A 22,235-nucleotide genomic window follows, 5' to 3' on the forward strand; every position below is an offset into this window, starting at 1 on the left:
ACCACCATCTATTTACTAAAGGTTACCTTTGTAGAAACCAATTGCTTATGTATAACACCTTAAAACCCCTATTGCAGCAGGAGCTGCAGCAGATCAGGGATGCCGGATTATATAAGAAAGAACGTGTGATTGTAAGTCCACAGGGAGCAAGCATTCAGCTGGCGAGCGGGGACAAGGCCATCAATTTCTGCGCAAACAACTATCTGGGACTTTCGTCGCACCCGGCCGTCATTGAGGCGGCAAAAAACGCACTGGACACGCATGGTTACGGATTATCGTCTGTCCGCTTCATTTGCGGCACACAGGATATTCATAAAACGCTGGAAGCGAAGCTCTCATCCTTCCTCGGCACGGAGGACACGATACTCTATGCCGCGGCGTTCGATGCCAATGGTGGCGTCTTTGAACCGCTGTTTGGTGCCGAGGATGCCATCATTTCGGACGAGCTTAACCACGCTTCTATCATTGATGGTGTACGCCTTTGCAAGGCACAGCGGTTCCGGTACCGGAACTGTGATATGGCCGACCTTGAAGCGCAGCTCCAGGCAGCGGCACAGGCGCGCCACCGCATCATCGTCACCGACGGTTCCTTTTCCATGGACGGCCGCATTGCTCCGCTGGACAAAATATGCGACCTGGCCGATCGGTATGAGGCGCTGGTCATGGTCGACGATTCCCACAGCACGGGCTTCATCGGTGAGCATGGGCGCGGTACGCCCGAGCTGCATGGCGTCATGGGCCGCGTAGACATCATCACTGGTACACTGGGCAAAGCGTTAGGTGGCGCCTCTGGCGGCTTTACATCCGGCAGGAAAGAAATCATCGCGCTTTTACGCCAACGCTCACGGCCCTACCTATTTTCTAACACCCTGGCGCCTGCCATCGCTGGCGCTTCCATTGCGGTACTGGATCTGCTAAGCGAAACAACTGCACTCCGGGATAAGTTGGAGCACAATACACGTTACTTCCGCGAAAAAATGGTTGCCGCGGGGTTTGATATCAAACCGGGCACGCACCCGATAGTTCCCGTGATGTTATACGATGCAGCCCTTGCCCAGCAGTTTGCCGCCGACATGCTGAAAGAAGGAATTTACGTAATTGGTTTTTATTTTCCCGTTGTGCCCAAGGGCCAGGCACGCATACGCGTCCAGTTGTCGGCAGCGCATCATCAGGATCACCTCGACCGTGCTGTGGCGGCGTTTATAAAAGTAGGCAAAGCCCTTGGGGTAATCTGATCCGGTTTACGAACCGGCCGATAGGCTTCTCCTGAATGCTTCGGGGGTATTTCCGCTGTATTTTTTGAAAAACTTGGTAAAATAGGAATTGTCCTTGAAGTTCAGCTCATAGGCAATCGCCGAAACAGAAAGTCCGGGATTGATCAGCAGCCGCTTCGCTTCCAGCAGAATACGGTTCCGTATCACTTCACCCGCAGAAATCCCAAGGATATCCGAACAAAGTGCATTTAAATGATTCGGCGTAATGTACAGCATCTCCGCATAGTCCTTTGGATGCCTGTGCTGGATAAAATACTTATCCACCAGCCGCTGAAAATTACGCAGTACGGTATGCTTATAGTCGCGGGCCGGACCCTGTCCCGACGAGCTTAGCGCGGCCGCATTGAGCAATACCTGCAGGGCAAGTACCCTTATTTTATCAAAATTAATTGGGTTAATCGATTCCCTCAGGACTACCATTTCGTCAAAAATGGCCGTTGTCTGCTCCTGAAGCGCAGTAGGGAAGTGAACAACACACGCTGTTGCCTGGCCCTGGAAAAAGGAGAATTCATCAATGTAATCGGGTCGCAATAAAAACGACTGGAAAAAAGAGGCCGAAAAGTTAAATGCATATCCTGTCACCTGACCGGCCTGAAACTCCCAATGGTGCACCTGCCCGGGTGCCATGAAATAGATCTGCCCCGGCTCCACTTCAAAACGATGAAAATCGATGAAATGTATGCCCGTACCCCCGGTAAAATACACCGCATGATAAAATGAATGGCGGTGGGGGGTGTAGAGTTTATGTCGATGAGCAGCAATATATTGCTCCAGTGGCATCACGAGCATACCCTGGTGGCTCACATCAAAACCCGTAATATCATATACCGGATAGCTTGTCGCTGCCATTCGGGTAAATATACCCATTTTTCCGGACAAGCCCTACGGTTTAGCCGCCGGGTTACTGCTTTTGCTGGCCAGTTCCGGTTCATACGACAGTCCCGGAGTAAGCCAATGCAGCAGAATCAGTCGGGAATAACGGAAATTTACAGGCGAAAGACCAACACCGACCACCAGGGCTACGCCGGTATAAACCCACGGGTTCTCCGTATTTCCGAACAGGATATAAGCCGCTATACACGCGGCAACCAACTCTGCCACGATCAGCGCATAACTGACGAACATCGCCACGTAAAAATAACCCGGCTCACGCTCATACCGAAGCCCGCAATGGGGACATGTTTCCAGCATTAGCTGGCGCTTCCTTCCGTATGCCGGGCCTGAAAAAACCTGGCCGGTCCGGCACCGCGGGCACAATCCCCGTACTACGGCCTGCGCTGCGGTTAATTCCTTCTGTGTTTCCATCTTCCTGTTTGTGTATGCTTTTCCCTGCATTGAGAAAACCACGTATACAAAATTCGGACGGATCGGCCTATTTTAATGGCGCTATCACGGGATGTTATGGTATTATTTACGGATTGACCTCCTCGTCTTCAAACCGCCACCGCACGAACGCCTCGATGGCTTCGTATTCCGCCATCCCTAAACCGTCATACAATCGTGCGGTTTCGCGGGTACGTTCCTCGGCCCGGACCCAGAATTCGCGTGCGTCATCGCCCGGGAATACCGGTATGTCCTTCTGTGACTGATGTTTGAAGATGGCATGTCGCTTGCGCAGCACTTCTTTGGGTGACAGTGGTACGGCCATCTCGATTTCATGGATTTCAAATTCATGCCAGGCACCCCGGTAAAGCCAGATCCAGCAATCCTTCGTCCAGGCATCCGTTTTACGCAGTCGCCGCATCGCCTCAGAAACAATGTCAAAACAGATTTTGTGCGTCCCGTGCGGGTCGGCAAAGTCTCCAGCAGCAAAAATCTGATGTGGTTTGATCTGTTGTAAAAGCACCATGGTCTGCTGTACATCATCTTCATACTTCAGCGTCTTACGGTGTTTGCCCCGGTCATAGAACGGCAGGTTCTGGAAATGGATGTTCGTATCCGGCAATCCCGCAAAACGGGCCCCTGCAATGGCTTCGCCCTTCCGGATGAGACCCTTGACCGTTAACAGCTCCCGGGTGTCCATCTGATTGGGCTTTTTGCCTGCAATAAACTTCCGGGCATCTTTATAAAGCGTATCGAGCTTTTGCGTATCAATTCCCTGTGACTTAGCAAAGTCGGTGGCAAACTCAATAAAACGAAGTGCCTCGTCGTCCCAAACCGCCGTATTGCCCGAGGTTTGGTAAGCCACATGCACGTCGTGGCCCTGGTCTGCCAGGCGGATGAACGTGCCACCCATGGAGATTACATCGTCGTCCGGGTGCGGGGAAAAAATGATCGACCGCTTTTTCGCCGGATCCCGCCTTTCGGGCCGTTGGCTGTCATCGGCATTGGGTTTTCCGCCCGGCCAACCGGTAATCGTATGCTGGAGCTGGTTAAAAATATCAATGTTGATATCATACACCGGGCCTTTTTCCGTAGCCAGCTGGGCCATGCCGTTATTATTGTAATCGTCTTCCGTTAGCTTGAGTATGGGTTTTTTCAGTGTTTGCGAAAGCCAAACCACGGCTTTCTTGATGGTCTTGCGATCCCATTCACAGTCTTTCACTAACCAAGGGGTATCAAACCGCGTCAACATGGAGGCAGCATCCTGGTCCAGCACAAACTCCACACTATCCGAAAGCTGCAGGAACGTTGCCGGCACATCGGCGGAAAGTTCTCCTTCCACGGCTTTTTTTACAATCTCTGCCTTCTTTTGATTCCAGGCCATCAGGATGATTTCCCGCGCCTTGAAAATCGTGCCGATACCCATCGTGATCGCTTTCGTCGGCACATTTTCCTTGCCCCCGAAATCGCGGGATGCATCGCGGCGCGTCAGATCGTCCAAGGTAACCAAGCGTGTTCCCGAGTTAGGTGCCGAGCCTGGCTCATTGAACCCGATGTGACCCGTACGGCCAATGCCAAGCACTTGTAAATCAAGTCCGCCGAGCGCCGTTATCTTTTGCTCGTAAGCGAGGCAATACTCGTGGATAGCCTCCATTGGCAGTGTCCCGTCGGGTATATGCACATTGGCCCGTTCGATATCTATGTGGTCAAAGAGGTTCCGGTTCATGAACGTCACATAGCTTTGTTCAGAATCGGGTTGCATTGGATAATACTCATCCAGGTTGAAGGTAATCACGTTTTTGAAACTGAGGCCTTCTTCGCGGTGCAGGCGGACCAGTTCTGCATAAACACCCACCGGGGTTGCACCAGTAGCAAGGCCAAGGATAGCCTGCTCACCTTTTTCTTGTTTATTGCGGATCAGGTCTGCAATTCGCCTGGCCACGGCCAGTGAAGCCGCTTTGGGATCGGGATAAACGCTCACGGGAACTTTCTCGAAGCGTGTTTCTTCCAGTAAATTTAATCGTGCCATGTTATGGAATTACGTATAAGGTGAGAAGCAAAAATAGCAATAAATGTCTATTACCCTGCAATATTTGTTGTCTCTTTTGAAGCAAGTTACGCAAACGTGTGCATGAGTCTGCAGGCGGCAATCGGACCCGGCTGTGTGTTTTTCACTATGGAGAATAAAATATAATCACGTACCTTTAGCTTCCAGGCCCTGCCAGCGGGCTGTACCAATTAAAAACTAAAGCAGATAATCATGAAATACAACCGCAGGAATTTTCTGAAAAACGCCACGGTGCTGTCCGGATCAATGGCAGTATTGCCCGCATTAAGCGGAACCGCGCAGGGGAATGTGCTGCAAGCCCGACAGGAAACCGGCCGGCCTCAGCAGGTTAATATGTGCGGTTATGCAGCGCCTAAACTGGAAACCGTCCGCATTGGTTTTATCGGCCTTGGCATGCGCGGACCGGGTGCTGTAACCCGCATGGCACGAATCGAAGGTGTAGAAATAAAGGCACTTTGCGATAAGGATGCATCAAGAGCTGCCAAGGCACAGGAAATCCTGGAGAAGCAGGGACTGCCGAAAGCCCGGGAATATTCAGGGGATGAGGGCTGGAAAGCGATGGTGGCCGATGAATCCCTGGACCTCGTGTACATCTGCACACCCTGGGAGCTCCATACCCCCATGGCCATCTACGCTATGCAGCATGGTAAGCATGTTGCCTGTGAAGTGCCGATCGCGGTCACGGTTGACGAGTGCTGGGCGCTGGTAGAGACCTCAGAGCAAACCAAAAAGCACTGTATGATGCTGGAGAACTGCTGTTATGATTTCTTTGAAATGCTCACGCTCAACATGGCTCGAAACGGTCTATTCGGTGAGCTTATCCATGCCGAAGGTGCATACATCCACGATTTGGTGGAACTTAATTTTTCAAAAGAGGGATATGCGGATATGTGGCGTCTTAAAATGAATGCTTCGCGAAACGGTAGCCTGTACCCCACCCATGGGCTTGGGCCGATTGCCCAATGCATGAACATCAACCGGGGCGACAAGATGGATTACCTTGTTTCGATGTCAACCAACGACTTCATGATGGGCAATATCGCTGCCACCAGGGCCGGGGAAGATCCCTTTTACCGGCCGTTTGTGGGTAAGCATTACCGTGGCAACATGAATACCACGCTGATTCACACGGCAAAGGGCAAAACCATGATGGTACAGCACGATGTGACCTCTCCCCGCCCTTATTCCCGCATCCACCTGGTCAGCGGCACAAAAGGCATCGCATCTAAATACCCGGCGCCGGAGCGCATCGCATTCGGCCACGAGTGGCTACCCAAAGCGGAGCTGGATGCGCTATATACAAAATACACCCCGCCGCTGATTAAACACGTGGGTGAAGTAGCCAAGCAGGTCGGTGGGCACGGCGGTATGGATTTCGTGATGGACTGGCGGCTGATTGACTGCCTCCGAAATGGATTGCCGCTGGACCAGGACGTGTACGACGGCGCGCTGTGGAGCTGCGTATTTCCGCTGAGTGAGCAGTCGGTAAACCAGCGGTCGCAATCGCTGGATGTGCCCGATTTTACACGCGGGGCGTGGCAGCGCAACCAGCCGGTAAACCTTACCCTGGAAGGCGGTGCCACAACGGGCGTACGCAAAGAGGGACAGTCTTAATTTATTGCTTTTTCAGCCTTTTCTCCAGATACAGCTGCACCTCGTCGTTGATCATCGAATAAGTATTTGCCTCCTGCTCGGCCAGCCGGTCTGTAAACAGCACACCCAAAAGATGGTCGGTTTCATGTTGAAAGATGACGGCCGTAAATCCCTCAATCAGCTCTTCCTGCCATTTACCGGATGTATCCTGATAAGCCAACCGGATGGTATAATGCCGCAGAACATCACCCACGGTATCTGGTATGGATAAGCAGCCTTCCTGCCCCTTGCGCAGCAGGTCCGACCGCCAGGTAATAACAGGATTAAGGTAATGTTCGAATGGTTCTCCCGGCTTATCAAAGCGCTGCACCCAGATCAGGCTCCTGTTAATGCCAACCTGTGGTGCCGCGATACCCACACCCGGACGGGCAGGGTCGGTTACGGCCAGATACATCCGCCGGGCCAGTAGCGGAAGCAGTTCCTCTTCCGGATCTATGGCGACGGAAGGTACCCGGAGTATCTTCCGCTCCATGGCAACGGTATCCTGAAGTACCCGCATGGCCTGTGCAGTATCTTCCGCTAAAATAAGCCGCCGTTCAGCATCGGTCAATGGCGAATTGATCATCACATCAAAATCAGTTGCCGCAAAAAAATTAAACCGCACCCGTCGGCTGCGCCTGCGGTTTACTGGACGTTGCCCACAGCATGATCCAGGTAATCGCTCCATTGTAGATAATCAGCTCAAACCCCATGGCATAGGCCGTATAAGGCGTCAAAACGTATACATTCAGCAGGTAGCACAATGCCGGCGAAAGCAAACAGATGTAGGGAACAGCCCGGTCCGCAACCTGTCGCCGGGTAAGCAGCCCAAAAGCAAACAGGCCCAGCAATGGGCCATAGGTATAGCTGGCTGCAGTGAAAATGGCGTTTACCACCGACTCGTCGTTAATCAACCGGAAAACCAGAATAACCAGTAACAAAAGCACGGAAAAAGCAAAGTGTACCCGGTTTCGGGCACGTACAAGGGAGCGGTCGTTGGGGTCAGCTTTTTTATTGAAATTCAGGAAATCCACACAAAAGGACGTCGTGAGCGCCGTCAGTGCCGAGTCCGTTGTGGCAAAGGTTGCTGCGGTAAGGCCCATCATAAAAATAATGCCGGGCACAAGGGTAAGGTGCCGGAGCGCAACCTCCGGATAAAGGTAATCGGGGGTCCGCAGCCCACTGACGTCAATGCCGGCCTGCGCCGCATAAATGTACAGCAGCGCACCCACGGCCAGGAAAAACAGGTTGATGACCACGAAGATTCCGGTGAACGTAAGCATATTGGTCTGTGCTTCGCCGATCGTTTTCATGCTCAGGTTTTTCTGCATCATATCCTGATCCAGGCCGGTCATGCCGATCGTGACGAATATACCGCCCAGAAAATGTTTCCAGAAATACATGTTATTGCCCAAGGGGTCTTCCCAGAAAAATATCCTTGAATAACTGCTCTCCTTCACCGTTTCGATGGTTTGAAGCAGTCCCATACCCAGACTATCGGCCATGAAATAAATGGACAGCACAACGGCCAGCACCAGAAAAAACGTCTGCATCATGTCGGTGATGATAATCGTTTTAAGTCCGCCTTTATTGGTGTAAAGCCAGATCAGCAACAGGCAGAGCATGATGGTAACGGCGAAGGGGACATTCCAGGCATCAAAAATAAACCGCTGCAAAATGATAGCAACCAGGTAAAGCCGGAATGCGGAGCCTATCGTACGCGATATCAGGAAAATCATCGCCCCGGTCTTATAGCTGCGGTGCCCCAACCGCTCTTCCAGATAGGTATAGATCGAAGTGAGGTTCATCCGGTAATACAGCGGCAGCAGCACATAGGCAATAATGATAAACCCTACCGCATTTCCGAGAATGAACTGAAAGTATCCAAAGTCCGTATTCCCTACCGCGCCGGGAACGGAGATAAAAGTTACCCCCGAAAGTGCGGTACCGATCATGCCGAAGGCCACCATATACCATTTAGCACTCCGGTTGGCTACAAAAAAGGACGCGTTGTCCGCTGATTTACGCGAAGTAAAATAGGCAACACCCAGCAATAGGCTGAAGTACGCGATAAGGAACAGGAGAAGGATGCCCGGTGTCATGTCGACTAATCTATGTTAATGTTCTTGGTGTACTCATCAATGGCCTTCCGTACGCTGCCATGCCTCTCCAGCAGGTTCGATGCCGTTACAGCGTCGAGCCCCAGTTCGTCCATCAAAATCCGCGTTCCGCGGCCAAACAGCTTGTTGTTCGTCATTTGCATGTCGACCATCTTGTTCCCCTTCACGCGCCCCAGCTGGATCATAACTGTCGTACTGATCATGTTAAGCGCCAGTTTCTGGGCGGTGCCGGCCTTCATCCGTGTAGAACCGGTAACAAACTCCGGACCCACAATAATCTCAATCGGGTACTGCGATACCGCGGCAATAGGGGTATTTTCATTGCAGACAATGCAGCCGGTCTTCAGTCCGGCTTCGTTTGCCGCTTTCAGCCCCCCCAGCACATAAGGCGTACTTCCTGAGGCCGCAATGCCCAGCACCACGTCTTTCGCATTGATGTGATGTTCCTGGAGATCGCGCCAGGCCTGCCCCTCATCGTCCTCCGCAAATTCCACTGCCTTGCGGATGGCCATATCCTTTCCCGCGATAAGCCCGATAATCCAGTTGTCGGACACGCCGAAGGTGGGCGGGCATTCCGATGCATCCAGGATACCCAGTCGGCCGCTTGTTCCCGCGCCGATGTAAAACAGCCTTCCGCCCGCCTTCATGGAGGACACCGTGACGCTGATCAACTGTTCAATCTGCGGGATCGCCTTTTGTACGGCCAGCGCTACAGTCTGGTCTTCCCTGTTAATGTTCGTCAATATTTCCCCAACGGACATCTTTTCCAGGTGTTGGTAGTGCGAGTCTTGCTCTGTCGTATTTGTCATCTATCTTCGTATACTTAGCTATGTCTTATAATTCAGGATCCGGAAACCATGGCGTTATACCACTGCTGATGGCCGGAAACCGCAGGGTGCAGTCAGTTTATGTTATAACGCTATTCAAAATCCGGATATAACAGGTATTTCTTGCGCATCTGCTTGTATGCTGTCAGATCGGCAGCCCAACTCGCCCGGATGGCCTCCTCATCCAGTCCGGCAATAATCTGTTTCCGCAGTTCATCCGTTCCAGCCAGTTTGTCAAAGAATTCCGGGCGTGAAAAGAACCGGTCTTTGAACGGGGATTTATTATAGAAGTCCAACAGGTATTTTAGTGTGAAATGCTGTTCATCTGGATTTGATTGCCGCAGATCAAGGCCATAGCACAGGTTTCCTTGCTGCTCCACGTGCTCGGCCATGCCCTCGCGCGTACCGGGCGTAAACGTAAAGCTGCCGAATACCGGGTCGGGATAGCCCACAACCTGAAACGGCCAGTCCGTGCCGCGGCCGACACTGAAGTCGGTGGCTTCAAACAAACATAACGACGTGTAAAGCCGCACCGATACCTGATTGGGCAGGCTGGGTGAGGGGATTACCGGCAGTGAATAGGGCGTGCTGTGGTCGTAATGCTCCACCGGAATCACCTCCAGATCGCACTTGGCACCACCATCGAGCCAGCCTTCGCCATTGATCATCTGCGCCAGCTCACCTACGGTTAGCCCATGGATCATGGCGATTTTATGGTAGCTTACATTCGACTTAAACCGGTCGTCTTTTCTTACCGGCCCATCTACCTGGTCGCCGTTCGGGTTCGGGCGGTCCAGTACAATCAGTTTTTTTCCCTGATTGGCACACAGTTGCATCACCCGGTGCAACGACGCAATATACGTGTAAAACCGGGCACCTACATCCTGCAAATCAAAAATCATTACATCCACGGAAGCCACAATGGAATCCGCCTTTTCATTCTTTCCGTATAACGTATGGAGCGGCAGGCCCGTTCGTTTATCCACCTCATTGGAAACCTTTTCACCCCGCTCAATGTCGCCCCGGAACCCGTGTTCCGGTGCAAAGGCAAATTTCAGGTTTACGCCTTTTTCCAGCAACACGTCCACCAAATGGCGATCGCCGACCACCGACGTCTGGTTTCCCATCATACCTGCCGTTTTACCCTCCAGCAGTGGCAGGTAACGGTCAAACTGTTCGGCACCGGTCACTATCGCAGTCGATACGGTATCGCCATGGTTGTCTGCATCGCTGTTTTTCGCGGTATTCGGACCACAGGCAAACAGGGTGACCAAAGTCAGGCCCACCAAGAATAAATTGCTGTTTTTCATATCGGAATAATGTGTTTATTAACGGCAATAACCTCGTATAAACCGGAAATAGTCGTACACGAACTTCCGGGCTATCTTACAAGTATAGAAAACATTATCTGAAAATCTGCATGTTTTTGCGCGCTTTATTAAAAAGCAAAACAAAACCGCTTTATCTTTTCATCCAGTTGGTTTATCGTCATCGTCGTTTCCTGCCATGGTCGGGTTACCGGTGGCACGGAAACGCCGGTGGCACAGCGTTATTGCTGTGCCACACCATCCAGCAGCACCTGCTGTATCCGGTACTCTCCGTCAAACAAAATGAGGTTGGCCCGGGCGCCCGGGGCAATGCGGCCAAGGTGGTCTGCACCAATTAAGCGGGCCGGGTACAACGAGGCCATGCGCAACGCTTCCTCCAGGGGAATCCCCACATGTTTTACACAATTGGCTACGGCGTCCATCAGGCTGAGCGCCGATCCCGAGAGCGTCCCGTCGGGCAGCGTAAAGTGGTCGCCGTTGCGCACATGGGTGTAGATGCCCGTTGCGGCTTCCGTAACAGCATCCGTAATGAGAAACAGGCGTTCCCCCATCAGCTGTTTACTCAGCGAAACCGCTTTATAGTCAACATGTATTCCATCGGCAATAATGCTCGCGCAGGCCGTTTCATGAAAAAAAGTGGCACCGGGCAATCCGATTTCACGGTGGTGTAGCGGCGACATGGCGTTGAAAAGATGGGTTGCCGCTTTTATTCCCCGGTCAAATCCGGTCATGGCCTCCTCGTACGTTGCATTGCTATGTCCGGCAGAAAGCAGCACATTGTGCTGGAGAAGCACGTCCAGACAGTCAGCATCGAAGGTTTCCGGCGCAATGGTCATGATTTTGACCTGATCCCCGGCACGCTCAAACAGAGCCGAAAGTTCGGCCCGGTCGGGCTGCCGGATCAGCTCGGCAGGATGCGCCCCGCGTTTGACCGCGTTCAGGTACGGGCCTTCAAAATGCAGGCCCATAAAGGCCGGGTGGCTATACGCGTTCGCTGCCTCAATTGCCTGGTCAAATACCGCCGGAGTATTGGTAGCAAGTGTCAGCATAAAGCCGGTCGTCCCGGTCTGCACCAGCGCAGCGGCAATATGCGCCAGCGACTCCGGGGTAGGGTCTTCGGAAAAGAGTCGGGTGCCCCCGCCATAGATCTGTAAATCAATTAATCCTGGAGCGACGCCCAGGCCGCCGGCATCGATACGCTGCGCGGCTTCGGGAAGTGCCTGTTCGTCGATCAGGTCAACTACAGTATCTCCCTGTATCAGCAAGGCTTTGCCTTCCAGCACACCTTCCCCTGTGTAGATGCGGCCATTGGTAATTGCGGTATAATTTTTCATCGTGCTACTTCGATCCGCAGGTGCGGATCAGTCCTGCAAAATAACGATTTGTCTCATTAATTAACGCTTTTTATGCGAATATTCGATGCCCTGCGTGTTAAAACCGCAAAAACAGGTGTTGGTCGGCCCTGGGTTTCTGCAAGGCGAAAAAGGACGTTATTGCGGTGCACCCTGCAGGTTCAGGTCCCGGATCCGGTGCCGCACCTTCCGCATAAATTTGTCGCCCGGATCCGACTTCTGCGTTAGATAATCGGGGTCGGTCTCTTTCCACAGCGGGTGGTCCCTGAACAACTGGTACTCATGGTGCCCGATCACATACGCAATGGGGTATTTGGTTTTCAGGTACCGGATCAGGGCCTCATTGGCCTTCACCTGCGCCCGGGTCAGCGGCATATTGCTACTTCCGATATTCTCCACCCCAATGGCGCAATAATTCAGTCCGATCACGTGCCGCGCGAACGCGGTATCCGGGAGCAGCCGGAAGATCGTGCCGTCGCGGTCGACCACAAATTGGGAAGATACATTAAGTGCACTTGCTCCAGAGATGGACGCCCGGGCCGTGGGCAGTGTCGAGGGGGCAAAAACATCAAACGTCTTCTCGACGCTCGGGATTGCAGTCCAGTGCAGGACGATTACCTGGGGCTCGATGGACGGGATTTCCTTTTCCATACCGTGACGTTCCTTCAGGTAAGCCAGTGACAAGGCTTGCCGCTCCGCATTGAAATCCAGCGGCTTTTCAAATATCCGGAAGGTGGACCGCGAGCAGCCCGAAAGTAACGATGTCATTAAAAGCAGGAAAAAAATGCCGGACCCTGGTGCCGGCCGGTAGTTAAGTATGTTCATTTGGTATTAGTTGTTGGATACATAATCGTAAAACAGCTTCGAAACGGAAGCCAGCACATCGCGAGCCAGGGATACCTCCACATTACCCGACAGGAGTACCAGCACATAGCTGCGGCCGTCTGGAAGGAAGACAATTCCCGAATCGTGGCAAATCCCGGAAATTGAACCCGTTTTGTTAGCCACTTTTACCCCGTCCGGCAGTTTTGCCGGGATCATACCCCGGTAGTGCTGGTCCATTAGAATGTCAATCATGGCCTTGCTTGCCGGCCCGTTCACCAGGTCTCCCCTTGCCATCCGCTCAAAAATCAATAAAAGATCATGGGCGGTTACCGTATTATTAAGTCCCTTTTCAAACGCCTTGTCGTCTTCCACTCCCCGCAGTACCTGGATGTCCTTCGCACCGATTGCCCGCATGGCCAGCATAACCCGTTTGGCGCCAACCTGGTCGACAACGATGTTTGTGGCCAGGTTACTGCTTTCGGTAATCATCCGGTATAGCAGGTCGTCCCACGTCACCTTTTGACCTACCTGGCTATACAACAGCTGCTCGCTGTCGTTTTCCGGGCGCAGCGAATAGGTGCTGTTGTCCGCAATGCTCTTAAACTGATTGTACACTACAACAGAATCAGTCAGTGCGAGTTTTCCCTGTGCCTGCTGACCAAAGGCCGCCGTCATAACAGCGGTTTTCATGGTACTGGCCGCGTGGAATCGTTCGTCGGACCGGTAATCCATCCGTTCACCGGTCTGCAGGTCCAGAAAAGCATAAGCAAAATGACCCTCAGGATATTTATCCAATACTTCCGATATCCGCCGGCGTAGATCAGCTGTATCGAGGATGGCCGATTTATCCGGTTTCAGCACCAACTGTTCCAGCTCACTTTCCGAAGCGTCGGCCGGGACAAACCGTGCCTCCCGGATCGTTTTGTCCGGATTAAGGGCAAAAGAGAGGAAGGGTCCCTCGCCACCGTCCTTATTGTCATATACCAGCCGGAAGAGGTCGCCATGAAAATGCACCAGTTTACCGCTGAGCTGTGCAGACCGTGTAAATTGCAGGTGCAGGCTACTGTCTGTTTCCGCCTTTATGATGGCCCGGCCAATGAAGCCGTCGCAGTATGCTCCCGTATAGGCAGCCAATGGGAGTGTGCGCTTCCAGGCAGGGTCAGGGGTTGGTGTTTTCCGTGTACGCGCAATTGAGTCCTGCCGGTTGATCGACCGGTCCAGTTCCTTTTTATATCCCGCAATCCAGTCGAACGTCGGGGCGTCGAGGTAATAATCCAGAATGTGGTTGATAATCGCCCAGTAAGCACCGGAAGAAAGCTGGTTAGTCAGCACCACCACGCCCAGGCGCTGTTCAGGCACCATCGCCAGCTGCGACACGAAACCGGTAAGCAGCCCGCCATGACCAACCACTTTGACGCCGCGGTAATCGTAGGTACGGAATCCAAGTGCGTAGCCATAAAAATTCTTCTGTGCCGGCTTCAGCCATTCCGGTTCACTGGAGATGGGCATCGGACGGACAATCTTCCAGAGCTGTTCCGTTGCTTCGGGCGCAAACAGTCGGCCATGTTCCGGTGTGCGCCCCGAATCCAGGTGCGTAATAAGCCAATTGGCCATATCGGCCGCAGAAGAGGCGATACCCCCCACAGGATCTCCCGGGTCACCGATATTCCGGTCAAAAAACGAGTCCACCGGCCTCACCTTTCCCTCCCGGCGGGCGTGGGCATACGCCACATTCGGCTGATCCCGTAACGAGGAAAAACGACTGATGCTGTTCGGCATACCCACCCGGTCGAAAATTCGACGGCGGATAAATGTTTCCCACTCCATGCCCGACACGGCTTCGATCACCTCGCCGGCGGCAACGTACAGGATGTTGTCGTAGGCATAAACCGACCGGAAATCGTGTTCCAGCGGCACATCCTTCAGTTTGGTGAGCAGTTCCCTGCGGGTAAATGTCGACGGTGGAAACAGCAAGAGGTCGTTTACATAAGCCGGCAACCCGCTATGGTGTACCAGGAGATCGCGGATGGTCAGGTGCTGTGTCACATAATCATCCGAAAGCGCAAACCACGGCAGGTAGTCAATCACCCGATCTTCCCATTTCAGCTTTCCGGCTTCGACCAGCATGGCCAACGCCGTCGCCGTGAATGCCTTGCTATTTGAAGCAATGCTGAATAGCGTATGTTCGTCCACCGGTTCAGGGCTGCCGAGACGCCTCACGCCGTATCCCTTTGCCAGGACGACCTGGCCATCTTTTACGATGGCCACGCCAACGCCGGGAACGTCAAATGTCTCAAGTACCCGGGCGATGTACGCATCAAGCCCTGGTGGCGGGGCCTGCTGGGCACTTGCCCTGCCCCAGACAAGGCCGGCCAACAACAAAAGGCCCAGGCCAATCTTCTTGCTGATTATCATTGGTGTTTTTGTTCTATGAGGTGTTTTTCGAGAAAGTCGGTAATTGCCTGATCCACCAATACCTGATGCTTATACAACATCCAGTGATGGGTTTCATCCGGTATGACCAAGGTTTCGTGCGGGACATCGTGCTGCTGCAACCGGCGGACAAGGTCAACACTCTGCTGAAAGTCCACATTGCCATCGTGGTCGCCGTGGATGAGCAATACCGGCGACCGCCATGTGCTTACATACGATACTGGCGAAGCATCCCTCGCCAGGGCAATTGCCTGCTCCGCATCGGGAGCCGGCTCGGCACTTACCGGTGGAATCCGGCCAATATAATTATGTACTCCATGGATATCCACCCCTGCTGCAAACAAGTCAGAATCCTTGCCCAGCGCCAGCGCTGTAAGGTAACCGCCGTACGACCCGCCATATACCCCGATCCGGGTGGCGTCGACCTGCGGCAAAGCCGCCAGCCATTCGCCCGCAGCCTTGATATCCTGGTATTCCGAAGCGCCATACCGCCCCGCAAAAAGCGGCTTATGAAAATCGTAACCGTAGCCAATGCCCAGCCGGTAGTTGACAGCCAGCACCACAAAGCCCCGGCTTGCCAGGTACTGGTTGAGGGCATACGTATTGGCGTAATAATCTCCATAGTGCCACCCCAGCAGCATCTGTCGCTGCGGGCCGCCGTGGATAAACACGATAGCCGGTTTCGCTGCCGCCCCACCTTTCGGTTCAAACAGCTGGCCATATACGGTCTTACCATCCGGGGCCTTGAATTCCACCCGCTTCGGCACAACCTGCGCAGCATTCTTCAACACGTCGGGGATAAGCGCTTCCCCCAGTAGCCGGGCGGCTTTCCCGGTACCGGGCCAGTCGACTATGGCGGGCAGTGTGGGGCGGGTTGCCGTAGCACTGAAAAATACGACGTGTGCTCCATCCCCCGTTACCGTCGGAAATGTTTCAATACCCGACCCCGGTGTAAGCACTTCCATCTCCGGCTGGTCCACCGGTACCCGGATCAGGTGCCTGCGGTCGATATCATCGCCTTCGGGCCCCGTATTTGCGCTCGCCAGCAACCACGTTTTATCGGGAGAAAGCGTGATGTGCTCCACCATGAAGTCTCCGGGTGTGAGCAGCAGTGCTGCCCCGCCCGTTTCGGGTATGGAATACAGGTGCGGCCACCCGTCGTGATAGGATACAAATGTGATGCGGTTCTTTCCCGCCCAGCGCAGGTTGGTCCCGCCGTGCGTCGTCGGTACGGCGCCCTGGGGGGTCTGCGGCGACTGCCAGACACAGCTTCCTGCACCCCCGGCGATATTCGCCGTCCAGATCGACCACGGGTTGTGTACCGGAGCCAAAATGGAGTCCGGGAGGCCTCCGGAGCTATTCCGGCGCACAAAGGCGAGCCGCTTTCCATCGGGTGACCAGCTCGGTGAGCTGTCGTGCGCAAACGCCGGAACAACCCACTGAACACGCCGGTCATTATCGTGGTAAACACCAATAAAGGAATGGTTGCCCCGCGACGACACAAAAGCCAGCGACCGCCCATCCGGCGACCATTGCAGGGAGCCGTTCTCCCCCCTGGCGTAAAACAGGGGTTCCGGCTTTTCCGAGCCATCTATCGGGCTGATCCAGACCTGTCCATCCCGCAGGAATGCCACCTGGTCGTCCCCGGGAGCGATCGCCGGTTCATCCCCGTCGCCCAGCAGGACGGGTGCGCCGCCATCAAAAGGGACGCTCCAGACCTGGACCTCCGGTGGCTCCGGCAATGAGGCGGGGTTTCGCGGTGTGGTGCCGTTATACGCCCCATGATCCCCGCCCTTTACAAAGACAACCCATTTTCCGTCGGCCGAGAGCTGCACGCCGGTTATCTCGTCGCCCAGATCTGAATCATAGTCGGTCAGTTTACTCAGGGTAAATGAAGGGCCTTCGGCAGCATACAGGTTGCGGCGGCCCTGTTGGTTAATGGCCAGGACCATCCGGTTTCCCGTGGCCGATGTACGCAACTCGGAAGGAAAAGGATAAGCGGTAAGCGCTTCGACAGTGGGCGACTGTGCCATCAGCAGATTTCCGGAACAACACAGCAAAACAAGTAATGTAAATAACCTCATGCGTTCTATTTAGGTATTCATCAATTGCGCGAGCCCGGTGATTCCCGGTGCCGCACAGGATGGTTAGTACAAGAAAAACTCTTTTGGAGAAACAAGAATAAGTAAAATAGTTGAATATGCCAATAAGCCAAATGGGACTAGCGAGAATTGAATCGTTGAAAACCCTCCGGTCAGACACGTATGAAAATGGCAAAAAAGATTCTTTTTTTGCCTAAACTTGTACCATGCAACCCGCGTCATTATATCGCTATTACCAAGAGTGCCCGAGGATATCCACCGATACCCGTGCCATTAAGCCCGACAGTCTCTTTTTTGCCCTTAAGGGCACGCATTTCAACGGCAACGCGTTTGCCGCGGAAGCTCTTGAAAAAGGGGCCCGCTATGCCGTCATCGATGAGCCCCGGTATCGGCAGGACGATCGCTTTCTGTTGGTGGCGGACGTGCTGGCTGCCTTACAGAAATTAGCCCGGTATCATCGCGAGCGGCTCCGGATTCCCATTATCGGCATTACCGGCAGCAACGGTAAAACCACCACCAAGGAGCTGTTGCACGCCGTGCTATCCCGAACGTTCAACACCTACGCGACCCAGGGGAATCTCAATAACCACATTGGCGTGCCGCTCACGTTGTTATCCCTGGACAGACAAACGCAGCTGGCCATTGTCGAAATGGGGGCCAACCACCCTGGCGAAATCGCGTTTCTCTGCAACATCGCCCAACCGACCCACGGACTTATTACGAATGTCGGCAAGGCCCATCTGGAGGGCTTTGGCGGTTTTGAAGGGGTCATGCGGACCAAAGGGGAGCTTTACGACTACCTGGCGGGCCATGGCGGTACTGTTTTTTTACAGCAGGACAACCCGAATCTGCGGGAAATGGCCGAATCACGAGCCATTAACCAACCGGTTACCTACGGTTTTTCGGAAGGTAACGACGTCGTTGGTCTGCTGCAATCGGCCGATCCCGTACTGGAAATACAGTGGCATGCCCACGGCAGCCATACACATCATACGGTAACCACACGGCTTACGGGCGCCTACAATACCGAAAACCTGTTGGCCGCGGTTTGCGTTGGCCGGCATTTCGGTGTCAGCGCAATTGACATCAACAAAGGGCTTACCGATTACACACCGTCCAACAATCGATCGCAGTTGACCAAAACAGCAGCCAATACTGTTATCCGCGATTACTACAACGCCAATGCCAGCAGCATGGCCGTGGCGCTCGAAAACCTGAAGCTGCTCAAGGCCGACCGGAAAGTGATTATCCTGGGCGATATGTTTGAACTGGGCGAAGCATCCCCTGAAGAGCACCGGAAGCTGGTAGACCTGGCCTGCGCAATGGGGGTCGACCGGGTGCTGTTTGTGGGTCATGAGTTTGCACGGCATAAGCGTCCCGGGGCCGAATTCCACGATACAACCGATGCGGCAAAAGCCGCATTACAGCAACACCCCGTTACCGGCGCCCTGGTACTGCTCAAGGCCTCCCGGAGCATGGCCTTCGAAAAACTGATGGATAGCCTCTAATCCCGGGGCTTGCCGCCAAATATACCGCCCAGCAACAGCTGGATCAGTGCGACAACCAGCGCAAACACCGCCGCCCACCAGAAGTTGGCCACGTCAAACTTGCCGCCCATCAGGTAGCTGGTGAACTGCACCATCAGCACGGTGATAATAAACGAAACGAGCCCTAGCGTCAGGATGTTCAGTGGCAGGGTAAAAAGCCGTAATACCGTACCTACGGTGGCATTTACCAATGCAATAATTAATCCGGCCAATACCGCCCACCAGAATCCCGCCACCTGTACCGCTGAATCGGGAAGGATATAGGCCCCTACGAAAATGGCTAATCCTGTCAATAGCACGTCAATGATAAAACGCATGTTGTTTAAGCTTTAAGGTGAATCATTAGTTAAGGATAAATAAGGTTTTATGCCTTTTTGTTTTACGGCAACACGATAAAATTAACAAATTTATTGTGGAATTTACACCGGTCGTCCATCTATACCCATAGAAACGAACCAATTATGGACTACATCATCCAAACCGATGCGCTGGATTTTCAGTATGCAGCGGACAAAAAGGTGCTCAATGGTATTTCGCTCCACGTGCCTAAAGGGGCAATCTACGGCTTTCTCGGACCAAACGGTGCTGGAAAATCGACAACCATGATGCTGCTCACGGGCATTATCCCGCAGCAGGGAGATGCCATCCGCCTGTTCGGCGCGCCGTTGCAACAGCAGTTGCCCCACGTGTTTACCAAAGTCGGCGCACTGGTGGAGCAACCCGCCTTGTATCTGCATCTCAGCGGCATTAACAACCTCCGTTACATGGCCAGACTACGGGGTATCGATGAAAAGCACATTCCACACGCCCTCGCACAGGTAGGGCTTGCCCGGGATGGCAGGCGCAGGGTCCGTCAGTATTCCCTGGGCATGAAACAGCGGCTGGCCATTGCCATGGCGCTGCTGGGCGACCCGGAATTGCTGATCCTTGATGAGCCGGTCAACGGGCTGGACCCCCACGGCATGATGGAAATCCGGCAACTACTGGTGCGGCTCAATAGGGAACGGGGCGTAACCGTTTTCATTTCCAGCCACCTGCTCACCGAAATTGAAAAAATGTGTACGCACATCGGGGTCATCCACGAAGGGAAGCTGAAATTCGAGGGGCCGGTCAGTGGCGGAAAAGACCTTGAACAGTGGTTTATGTCGCTAACCAGTAACTCAAATTGACACCTCATGGCTACTTCCACACGAACCTCATTCATCGCCACGCTCAGGGCGGAACACATCAAGAAAAAAGGAACAGGCATCTATGTAATGAGTGCGCTGGTGGGCGCCCTGTTCCCCTTAATGACGCTGCTAATCATCCTTTTTCGGAACGTTCAACAAGCGAAGCCCTTTGCCTATTCGTTCTATTTAAACTTCATTACGGAATCGACGATCCCGTTTACGGACTTTTTCTTTCCGTTGCTGATTATTGTGCTCACCAGCAGGGTCACGCAGCTTGATCATCGAAATGGCGGATGGCGCCTCATGGAGTTGCAGCCCCTGGCCAAGTCTACGATCTATTTTTCCAAGTTTTCCATTGTACTCATCAGTAACGCCATTGCCATCGGCACACTGATCCTGTCCGGATTGGTGATGGGCTGGGTTACCCTTAGGCTTACCGGCATACCGGTCAATGCGGTGCTGGATATTCCTTACCTGGCGCTCCTGCAGCTCGCTGCCCGGCTCTTCGTGGCAAGTCTGTACGTAGCGGTAGTGCAGTATGTAATCGCCGTACTGATACCGGGTTTTATTTGGTCCGTTCTGGTTGGATTCGGTGGATTACTGGGTGGGGCTTTGCTCAGGTCACAGGGACTTAACTTCGACTGGTACCCTTATCATATCTTATCCCGCGACTATAGCGTCAGAAGCGACCTGGGTTACTGGTTTACCTATACCGATGGCATCTGCCTGTGTATGGCTATCCTGCTGTTGTACATCGGATTTCAGTGGTATCGCCATAAAACCCTAAAGCGGGCGTTTTTAAGTCCACCCTCACGGTTGTTGCCGCTGGCAGCGGTATGGATCGTCTTCGGTGGGGTAACGACCTACCTGTTGGTCCCGAAAGTGTCACCACCTTATAAGGCCACTGTATTAGCGGGAGAAATAGACACGTCATTGCCACTGCACACGTTGTATGTTATCAATCCGGTTCTCCACGATACCCTGGCCACCATACCCGTCAATGAAAATACATTCCATCATGTTTTGGCGGATGATATCACCGACGATTATTACGTCATTATTTTCGATGATTATTTCGGAAAGCAGGTTTACTTCGGTGGAACCGATAGCGTTTACATCAAAGCCCGGCTGAATGAACAGGCAAACGAGTTAACAGTAACGGGCACCCGGCTTGCGGAAAACCAGCTTTCACCCCCCGCGCAAATCCGGTCGATAGCCGACCATTACCTACAACAGCATACCTTCCTGGATAATCCGGCAGGTTTTAGCACAGCAATCCACCAGGAATGGAAGAAAGCCCTGCGCGGGCGCAAACGCTTCAAAACGGTGGACGGCTATACCACCCATGACGATTTTAATGCGCGTATTGATAAGCTGCTGGCGGTGCAGTACCTCAATTACTGGAACACGTACCGGCAAAACCGCCTTGCCGCGTTTCCGGATGAAAATACCGAACTAACTCCCGGAATGCAGGAAATAAGCGCGAGGGTGTCGCTGACCGACGAGCAGCTGTTGGGGAATGAAAGCTACATGGAGTATGTGATAGACCACCTCACGGCGGCCAACCAGGCTGATATCGGCCAGGATATAAAGGCGCTGGAAGGCATAAACACGTTGCCTGAAGGTGATTTCAGGAACCGGGCTTTTTACTGGCAGCTGGATAAAAGCCTGAACAGCATTACGGATGAACTCGAGCGGGCGGCACTGATCGATCGGTATGCAGGGCAGATTTCCGACGGGCAACTAAGCGGACGGCTAATGCAAACTTATCACCGGCTGCAGCGCCTGAATGCAGGAGCCGCCGCTCCCGTATTCCAGGCGATGGACTTAACCGGTAACACAGTATCGCTGGGCGATCTTCGCGGCCAACACCTGCTTATTGACGTTTGGGCGACCTGGTGCGCACCGTGTAAAAAGCTGTCGCCACTCTTTGAAAAACTGGCGATTAAATATAAGGACCAGCCAGTCCGTTTTCTTGCGTTAAGTGTCGACCGCGACGAAAGCAAATGGCGCATTAGCGCTAAAAACAAGTCCGAATCGGTATTGCAGTGGCGGGTGCTGGACAACGGTGCCTTTGGGCAGGAATACCGCGCGTCGGTGATTCCCCAGTTCATTTTCATCGACCCCGACGGTCGCTTCGTCCACGCCAAAATGCCGCTGCCCTCGGAAAGCGCCTTTGAAATCCTGTTGCGAAATGCGCTGGGGGTGGCGGATTAAATAATACAACCGTAATAT

Annotated in this window: 17 protein-coding genes; 5 read left to right on the forward strand and 12 right to left on the reverse strand. The window is 53.4% G+C overall.

Annotated features, from left to right (window positions below; genetic code table 11):
* Nucleotides 1-47 precede the first annotated feature (47 nt).
* Entirely contained in the window at nt 48-1,235 is a 1,188-nt protein-coding gene (kbl, locus tag NEV57_RS12030) for a glycine C-acetyltransferase (RefSeq protein ID WP_257658571.1), read from the forward strand.
* A gap of 6 nt (nt 1,236-1,241) precedes the next feature.
* On the opposite strand, the gene NEV57_RS12035 is transcribed toward kbl, so the two are convergent.
* From NEV57_RS12035 to nagB, 3 genes are all read right to left on the reverse strand, one after another.
* Entirely contained in the window at nt 1,242-2,123 is an 882-nt protein-coding gene (locus tag NEV57_RS12035) for a helix-turn-helix domain-containing protein (protein WP_257658572.1), read from the reverse strand.
* 33 nt (nt 2,124-2,156) lie between these two features.
* A complete protein-coding gene (locus NEV57_RS12040) occupies nt 2,157-2,579 on the reverse strand; it encodes a DUF983 domain-containing protein (protein ID WP_257658573.1) in 423 nt (140 codons plus the stop codon).
* 106 nt (nt 2,580-2,685) lie between these two features.
* Nucleotides 2,686-4,626, reverse strand: coding sequence for a glucosamine-6-phosphate deaminase (gene nagB, locus NEV57_RS12045; RefSeq protein WP_257658574.1), 1,941 nt, complete (start codon nt 4,624-4,626; stop codon nt 2,686-2,688).
* Nucleotides 4,627-4,857: 231 nt separating this feature from the next.
* On the opposite strand from nagB, the gene NEV57_RS12050 reads away from it, so the two are divergent.
* A complete protein-coding gene (locus NEV57_RS12050; RefSeq protein WP_257658575.1) occupies nt 4,858-6,279 on the forward strand; it encodes a Gfo/Idh/MocA family protein in 1,422 nt (473 codons plus the stop codon).
* Between the two features lies 1 nt (nt 6,280).
* Here NEV57_RS12050 and NEV57_RS12055 read toward each other — a convergent pair whose 3' ends face one another.
* From NEV57_RS12055 to NEV57_RS12090, 8 genes are all read right to left on the reverse strand, one after another.
* Entirely contained in the window at nt 6,281-6,883 is a 603-nt protein-coding gene (locus NEV57_RS12055; RefSeq protein WP_257658733.1) for a peptide deformylase, read from the reverse strand.
* A gap of 28 nt (nt 6,884-6,911) precedes the next feature.
* Entirely contained in the window at nt 6,912-8,399 is a 1,488-nt protein-coding gene (locus NEV57_RS12060) for a sodium:solute symporter (protein WP_257658576.1), read from the reverse strand.
* Between the two features lie 5 nt (nt 8,400-8,404).
* Entirely contained in the window at nt 8,405-9,226 is an 822-nt protein-coding gene (gene murQ, locus NEV57_RS12065) for an N-acetylmuramic acid 6-phosphate etherase (RefSeq protein ID WP_257658577.1), read from the reverse strand.
* Nucleotides 9,227-9,336: 110 nt separating this feature from the next.
* The gene (locus tag NEV57_RS12070) at nt 9,337-10,554 is read right to left on the reverse strand and encodes an exo-beta-N-acetylmuramidase NamZ family protein (RefSeq protein WP_257658578.1); all 1,218 of its coding nucleotides are present in this window, start codon (nt 10,552-10,554) and stop codon (nt 9,337-9,339) included.
* Nucleotides 10,555-10,793: 239 nt separating this feature from the next.
* Nucleotides 10,794-11,906, reverse strand: coding sequence for an N-acetylglucosamine-6-phosphate deacetylase (gene nagA / locus NEV57_RS12075; protein WP_257658579.1), 1,113 nt, complete (start codon nt 11,904-11,906; stop codon nt 10,794-10,796).
* A 156-nt stretch (nt 11,907-12,062) separates the two neighbouring features.
* Nucleotides 12,063-12,749: an N-acetylmuramoyl-L-alanine amidase gene (locus NEV57_RS12080; RefSeq protein ID WP_257658580.1), complete on the reverse strand. Its 687-nt coding sequence runs from the start codon at nt 12,747-12,749 to the stop codon at nt 12,063-12,065.
* 6 nt (nt 12,750-12,755) lie between these two features.
* Entirely contained in the window at nt 12,756-15,164 is a 2,409-nt protein-coding gene (locus tag NEV57_RS12085) for a serine hydrolase (RefSeq protein ID WP_257658581.1), read from the reverse strand.
* Nucleotides 15,161-17,266, reverse strand: a complete 2,106-nt coding sequence (locus NEV57_RS12090) for a S9 family peptidase (protein WP_257658582.1) — start codon at nt 17,264-17,266, stop codon at nt 15,161-15,163. Before NEV57_RS12090 ends, NEV57_RS12085 begins: the two co-directional genes overlap by 4 nt.
* A 224-nt stretch (nt 17,267-17,490) precedes the next feature.
* Between NEV57_RS12090 and NEV57_RS12095 the strand changes: the two genes are divergently transcribed.
* On the forward strand, nt 17,491-18,792 hold the full coding sequence (locus NEV57_RS12095) for a UDP-N-acetylmuramoyl-tripeptide--D-alanyl-D-alanine ligase (protein WP_257658583.1): 1,302 nt from the start codon (nt 17,491-17,493) through the stop codon (nt 18,790-18,792).
* Here NEV57_RS12095 and NEV57_RS12100 read toward each other — a convergent pair.
* Complete coding sequence (locus tag NEV57_RS12100) at nt 18,789-19,148, reverse strand: phage holin family protein (protein ID WP_257658584.1); 360 nt, start codon at nt 19,146-19,148, stop codon at nt 18,789-18,791. The genes NEV57_RS12095 and NEV57_RS12100 overlap by 4 nt on opposite strands.
* A 144-nt stretch (nt 19,149-19,292) precedes the next feature.
* On the opposite strand from NEV57_RS12100, the gene NEV57_RS12105 reads away from it, so the two are divergent.
* Nucleotides 19,293-20,000 (forward strand): ABC transporter ATP-binding protein, encoded by a 708-nt coding sequence (locus NEV57_RS12105; protein ID WP_257658585.1) that lies wholly within the window; start codon nt 19,293-19,295, stop codon nt 19,998-20,000.
* Between the two features lie 6 nt (nt 20,001-20,006).
* A complete protein-coding gene (locus tag NEV57_RS12110; RefSeq protein WP_257658586.1) occupies nt 20,007-22,217 on the forward strand; it encodes a redoxin domain-containing protein in 2,211 nt (736 codons plus the stop codon).
* The last annotated feature ends 18 nt before the right edge of the window (nt 22,218-22,235 follow it).

Origin of the sequence: Parapedobacter lycopersici (assembly GCF_024643285.1) — a bacterium.
Taxonomy (GTDB): Bacteria; Bacteroidota; Bacteroidia; order Sphingobacteriales; family Sphingobacteriaceae; genus Parapedobacter; species Parapedobacter lycopersici.

Coding starts and splice junctions, on each gene's coding strand:
- kbl (WP_257658571.1), top strand. CDS start 48: ATGTATAACACCTTAAAACCCCTATTGCAGCAGGAGCTGCAGCAGATC.
- NEV57_RS12035 (WP_257658572.1), bottom strand. CDS start 2,123: ATGGCAGCGACAAGCTATCCGGTATATGATATTACGGGTTTTGATGTG.
- NEV57_RS12040 (WP_257658573.1), bottom strand. CDS start 2,579: ATGGAAACACAGAAGGAATTAACCGCAGCGCAGGCCGTAGTACGGGGA.
- nagB (WP_257658574.1), bottom strand. CDS start 4,626: ATGGCACGATTAAATTTACTGGAAGAAACACGCTTCGAGAAAGTTCCC.
- NEV57_RS12050 (WP_257658575.1), top strand. CDS start 4,858: ATGAAATACAACCGCAGGAATTTTCTGAAAAACGCCACGGTGCTGTCC.
- NEV57_RS12055 (WP_257658733.1), bottom strand. CDS start 6,883: ATGATCAATTCGCCATTGACCGATGCTGAACGGCGGCTTATTTTAGCG.
- NEV57_RS12060 (WP_257658576.1), bottom strand. CDS start 8,399: ATGACACCGGGCATCCTTCTCCTGTTCCTTATCGCGTACTTCAGCCTA.
- murQ (WP_257658577.1), bottom strand. CDS start 9,226: ATGACAAATACGACAGAGCAAGACTCGCACTACCAACACCTGGAAAAG.
- NEV57_RS12070 (WP_257658578.1), bottom strand. CDS start 10,554: ATGAAAAACAGCAATTTATTCTTGGTGGGCCTGACTTTGGTCACCCTG.
- nagA (WP_257658579.1), bottom strand. CDS start 11,906: ATGAAAAATTATACCGCAATTACCAATGGCCGCATCTACACAGGGGAA.
- NEV57_RS12080 (WP_257658580.1), bottom strand. CDS start 12,749: ATGAACATACTTAACTACCGGCCGGCACCAGGGTCCGGCATTTTTTTC.
- NEV57_RS12085 (WP_257658581.1), bottom strand. CDS start 15,164: ATGATAATCAGCAAGAAGATTGGCCTGGGCCTTTTGTTGTTGGCCGGC.
- NEV57_RS12090 (WP_257658582.1), bottom strand. CDS start 17,266: ATGAGGTTATTTACATTACTTGTTTTGCTGTGTTGTTCCGGAAATCTG.
- NEV57_RS12095 (WP_257658583.1), top strand. CDS start 17,491: ATGCAACCCGCGTCATTATATCGCTATTACCAAGAGTGCCCGAGGATA.
- NEV57_RS12100 (WP_257658584.1), bottom strand. CDS start 19,148: ATGCGTTTTATCATTGACGTGCTATTGACAGGATTAGCCATTTTCGTA.
- NEV57_RS12105 (WP_257658585.1), top strand. CDS start 19,293: ATGGACTACATCATCCAAACCGATGCGCTGGATTTTCAGTATGCAGCG.
- NEV57_RS12110 (WP_257658586.1), top strand. CDS start 20,007: ATGGCTACTTCCACACGAACCTCATTCATCGCCACGCTCAGGGCGGAA.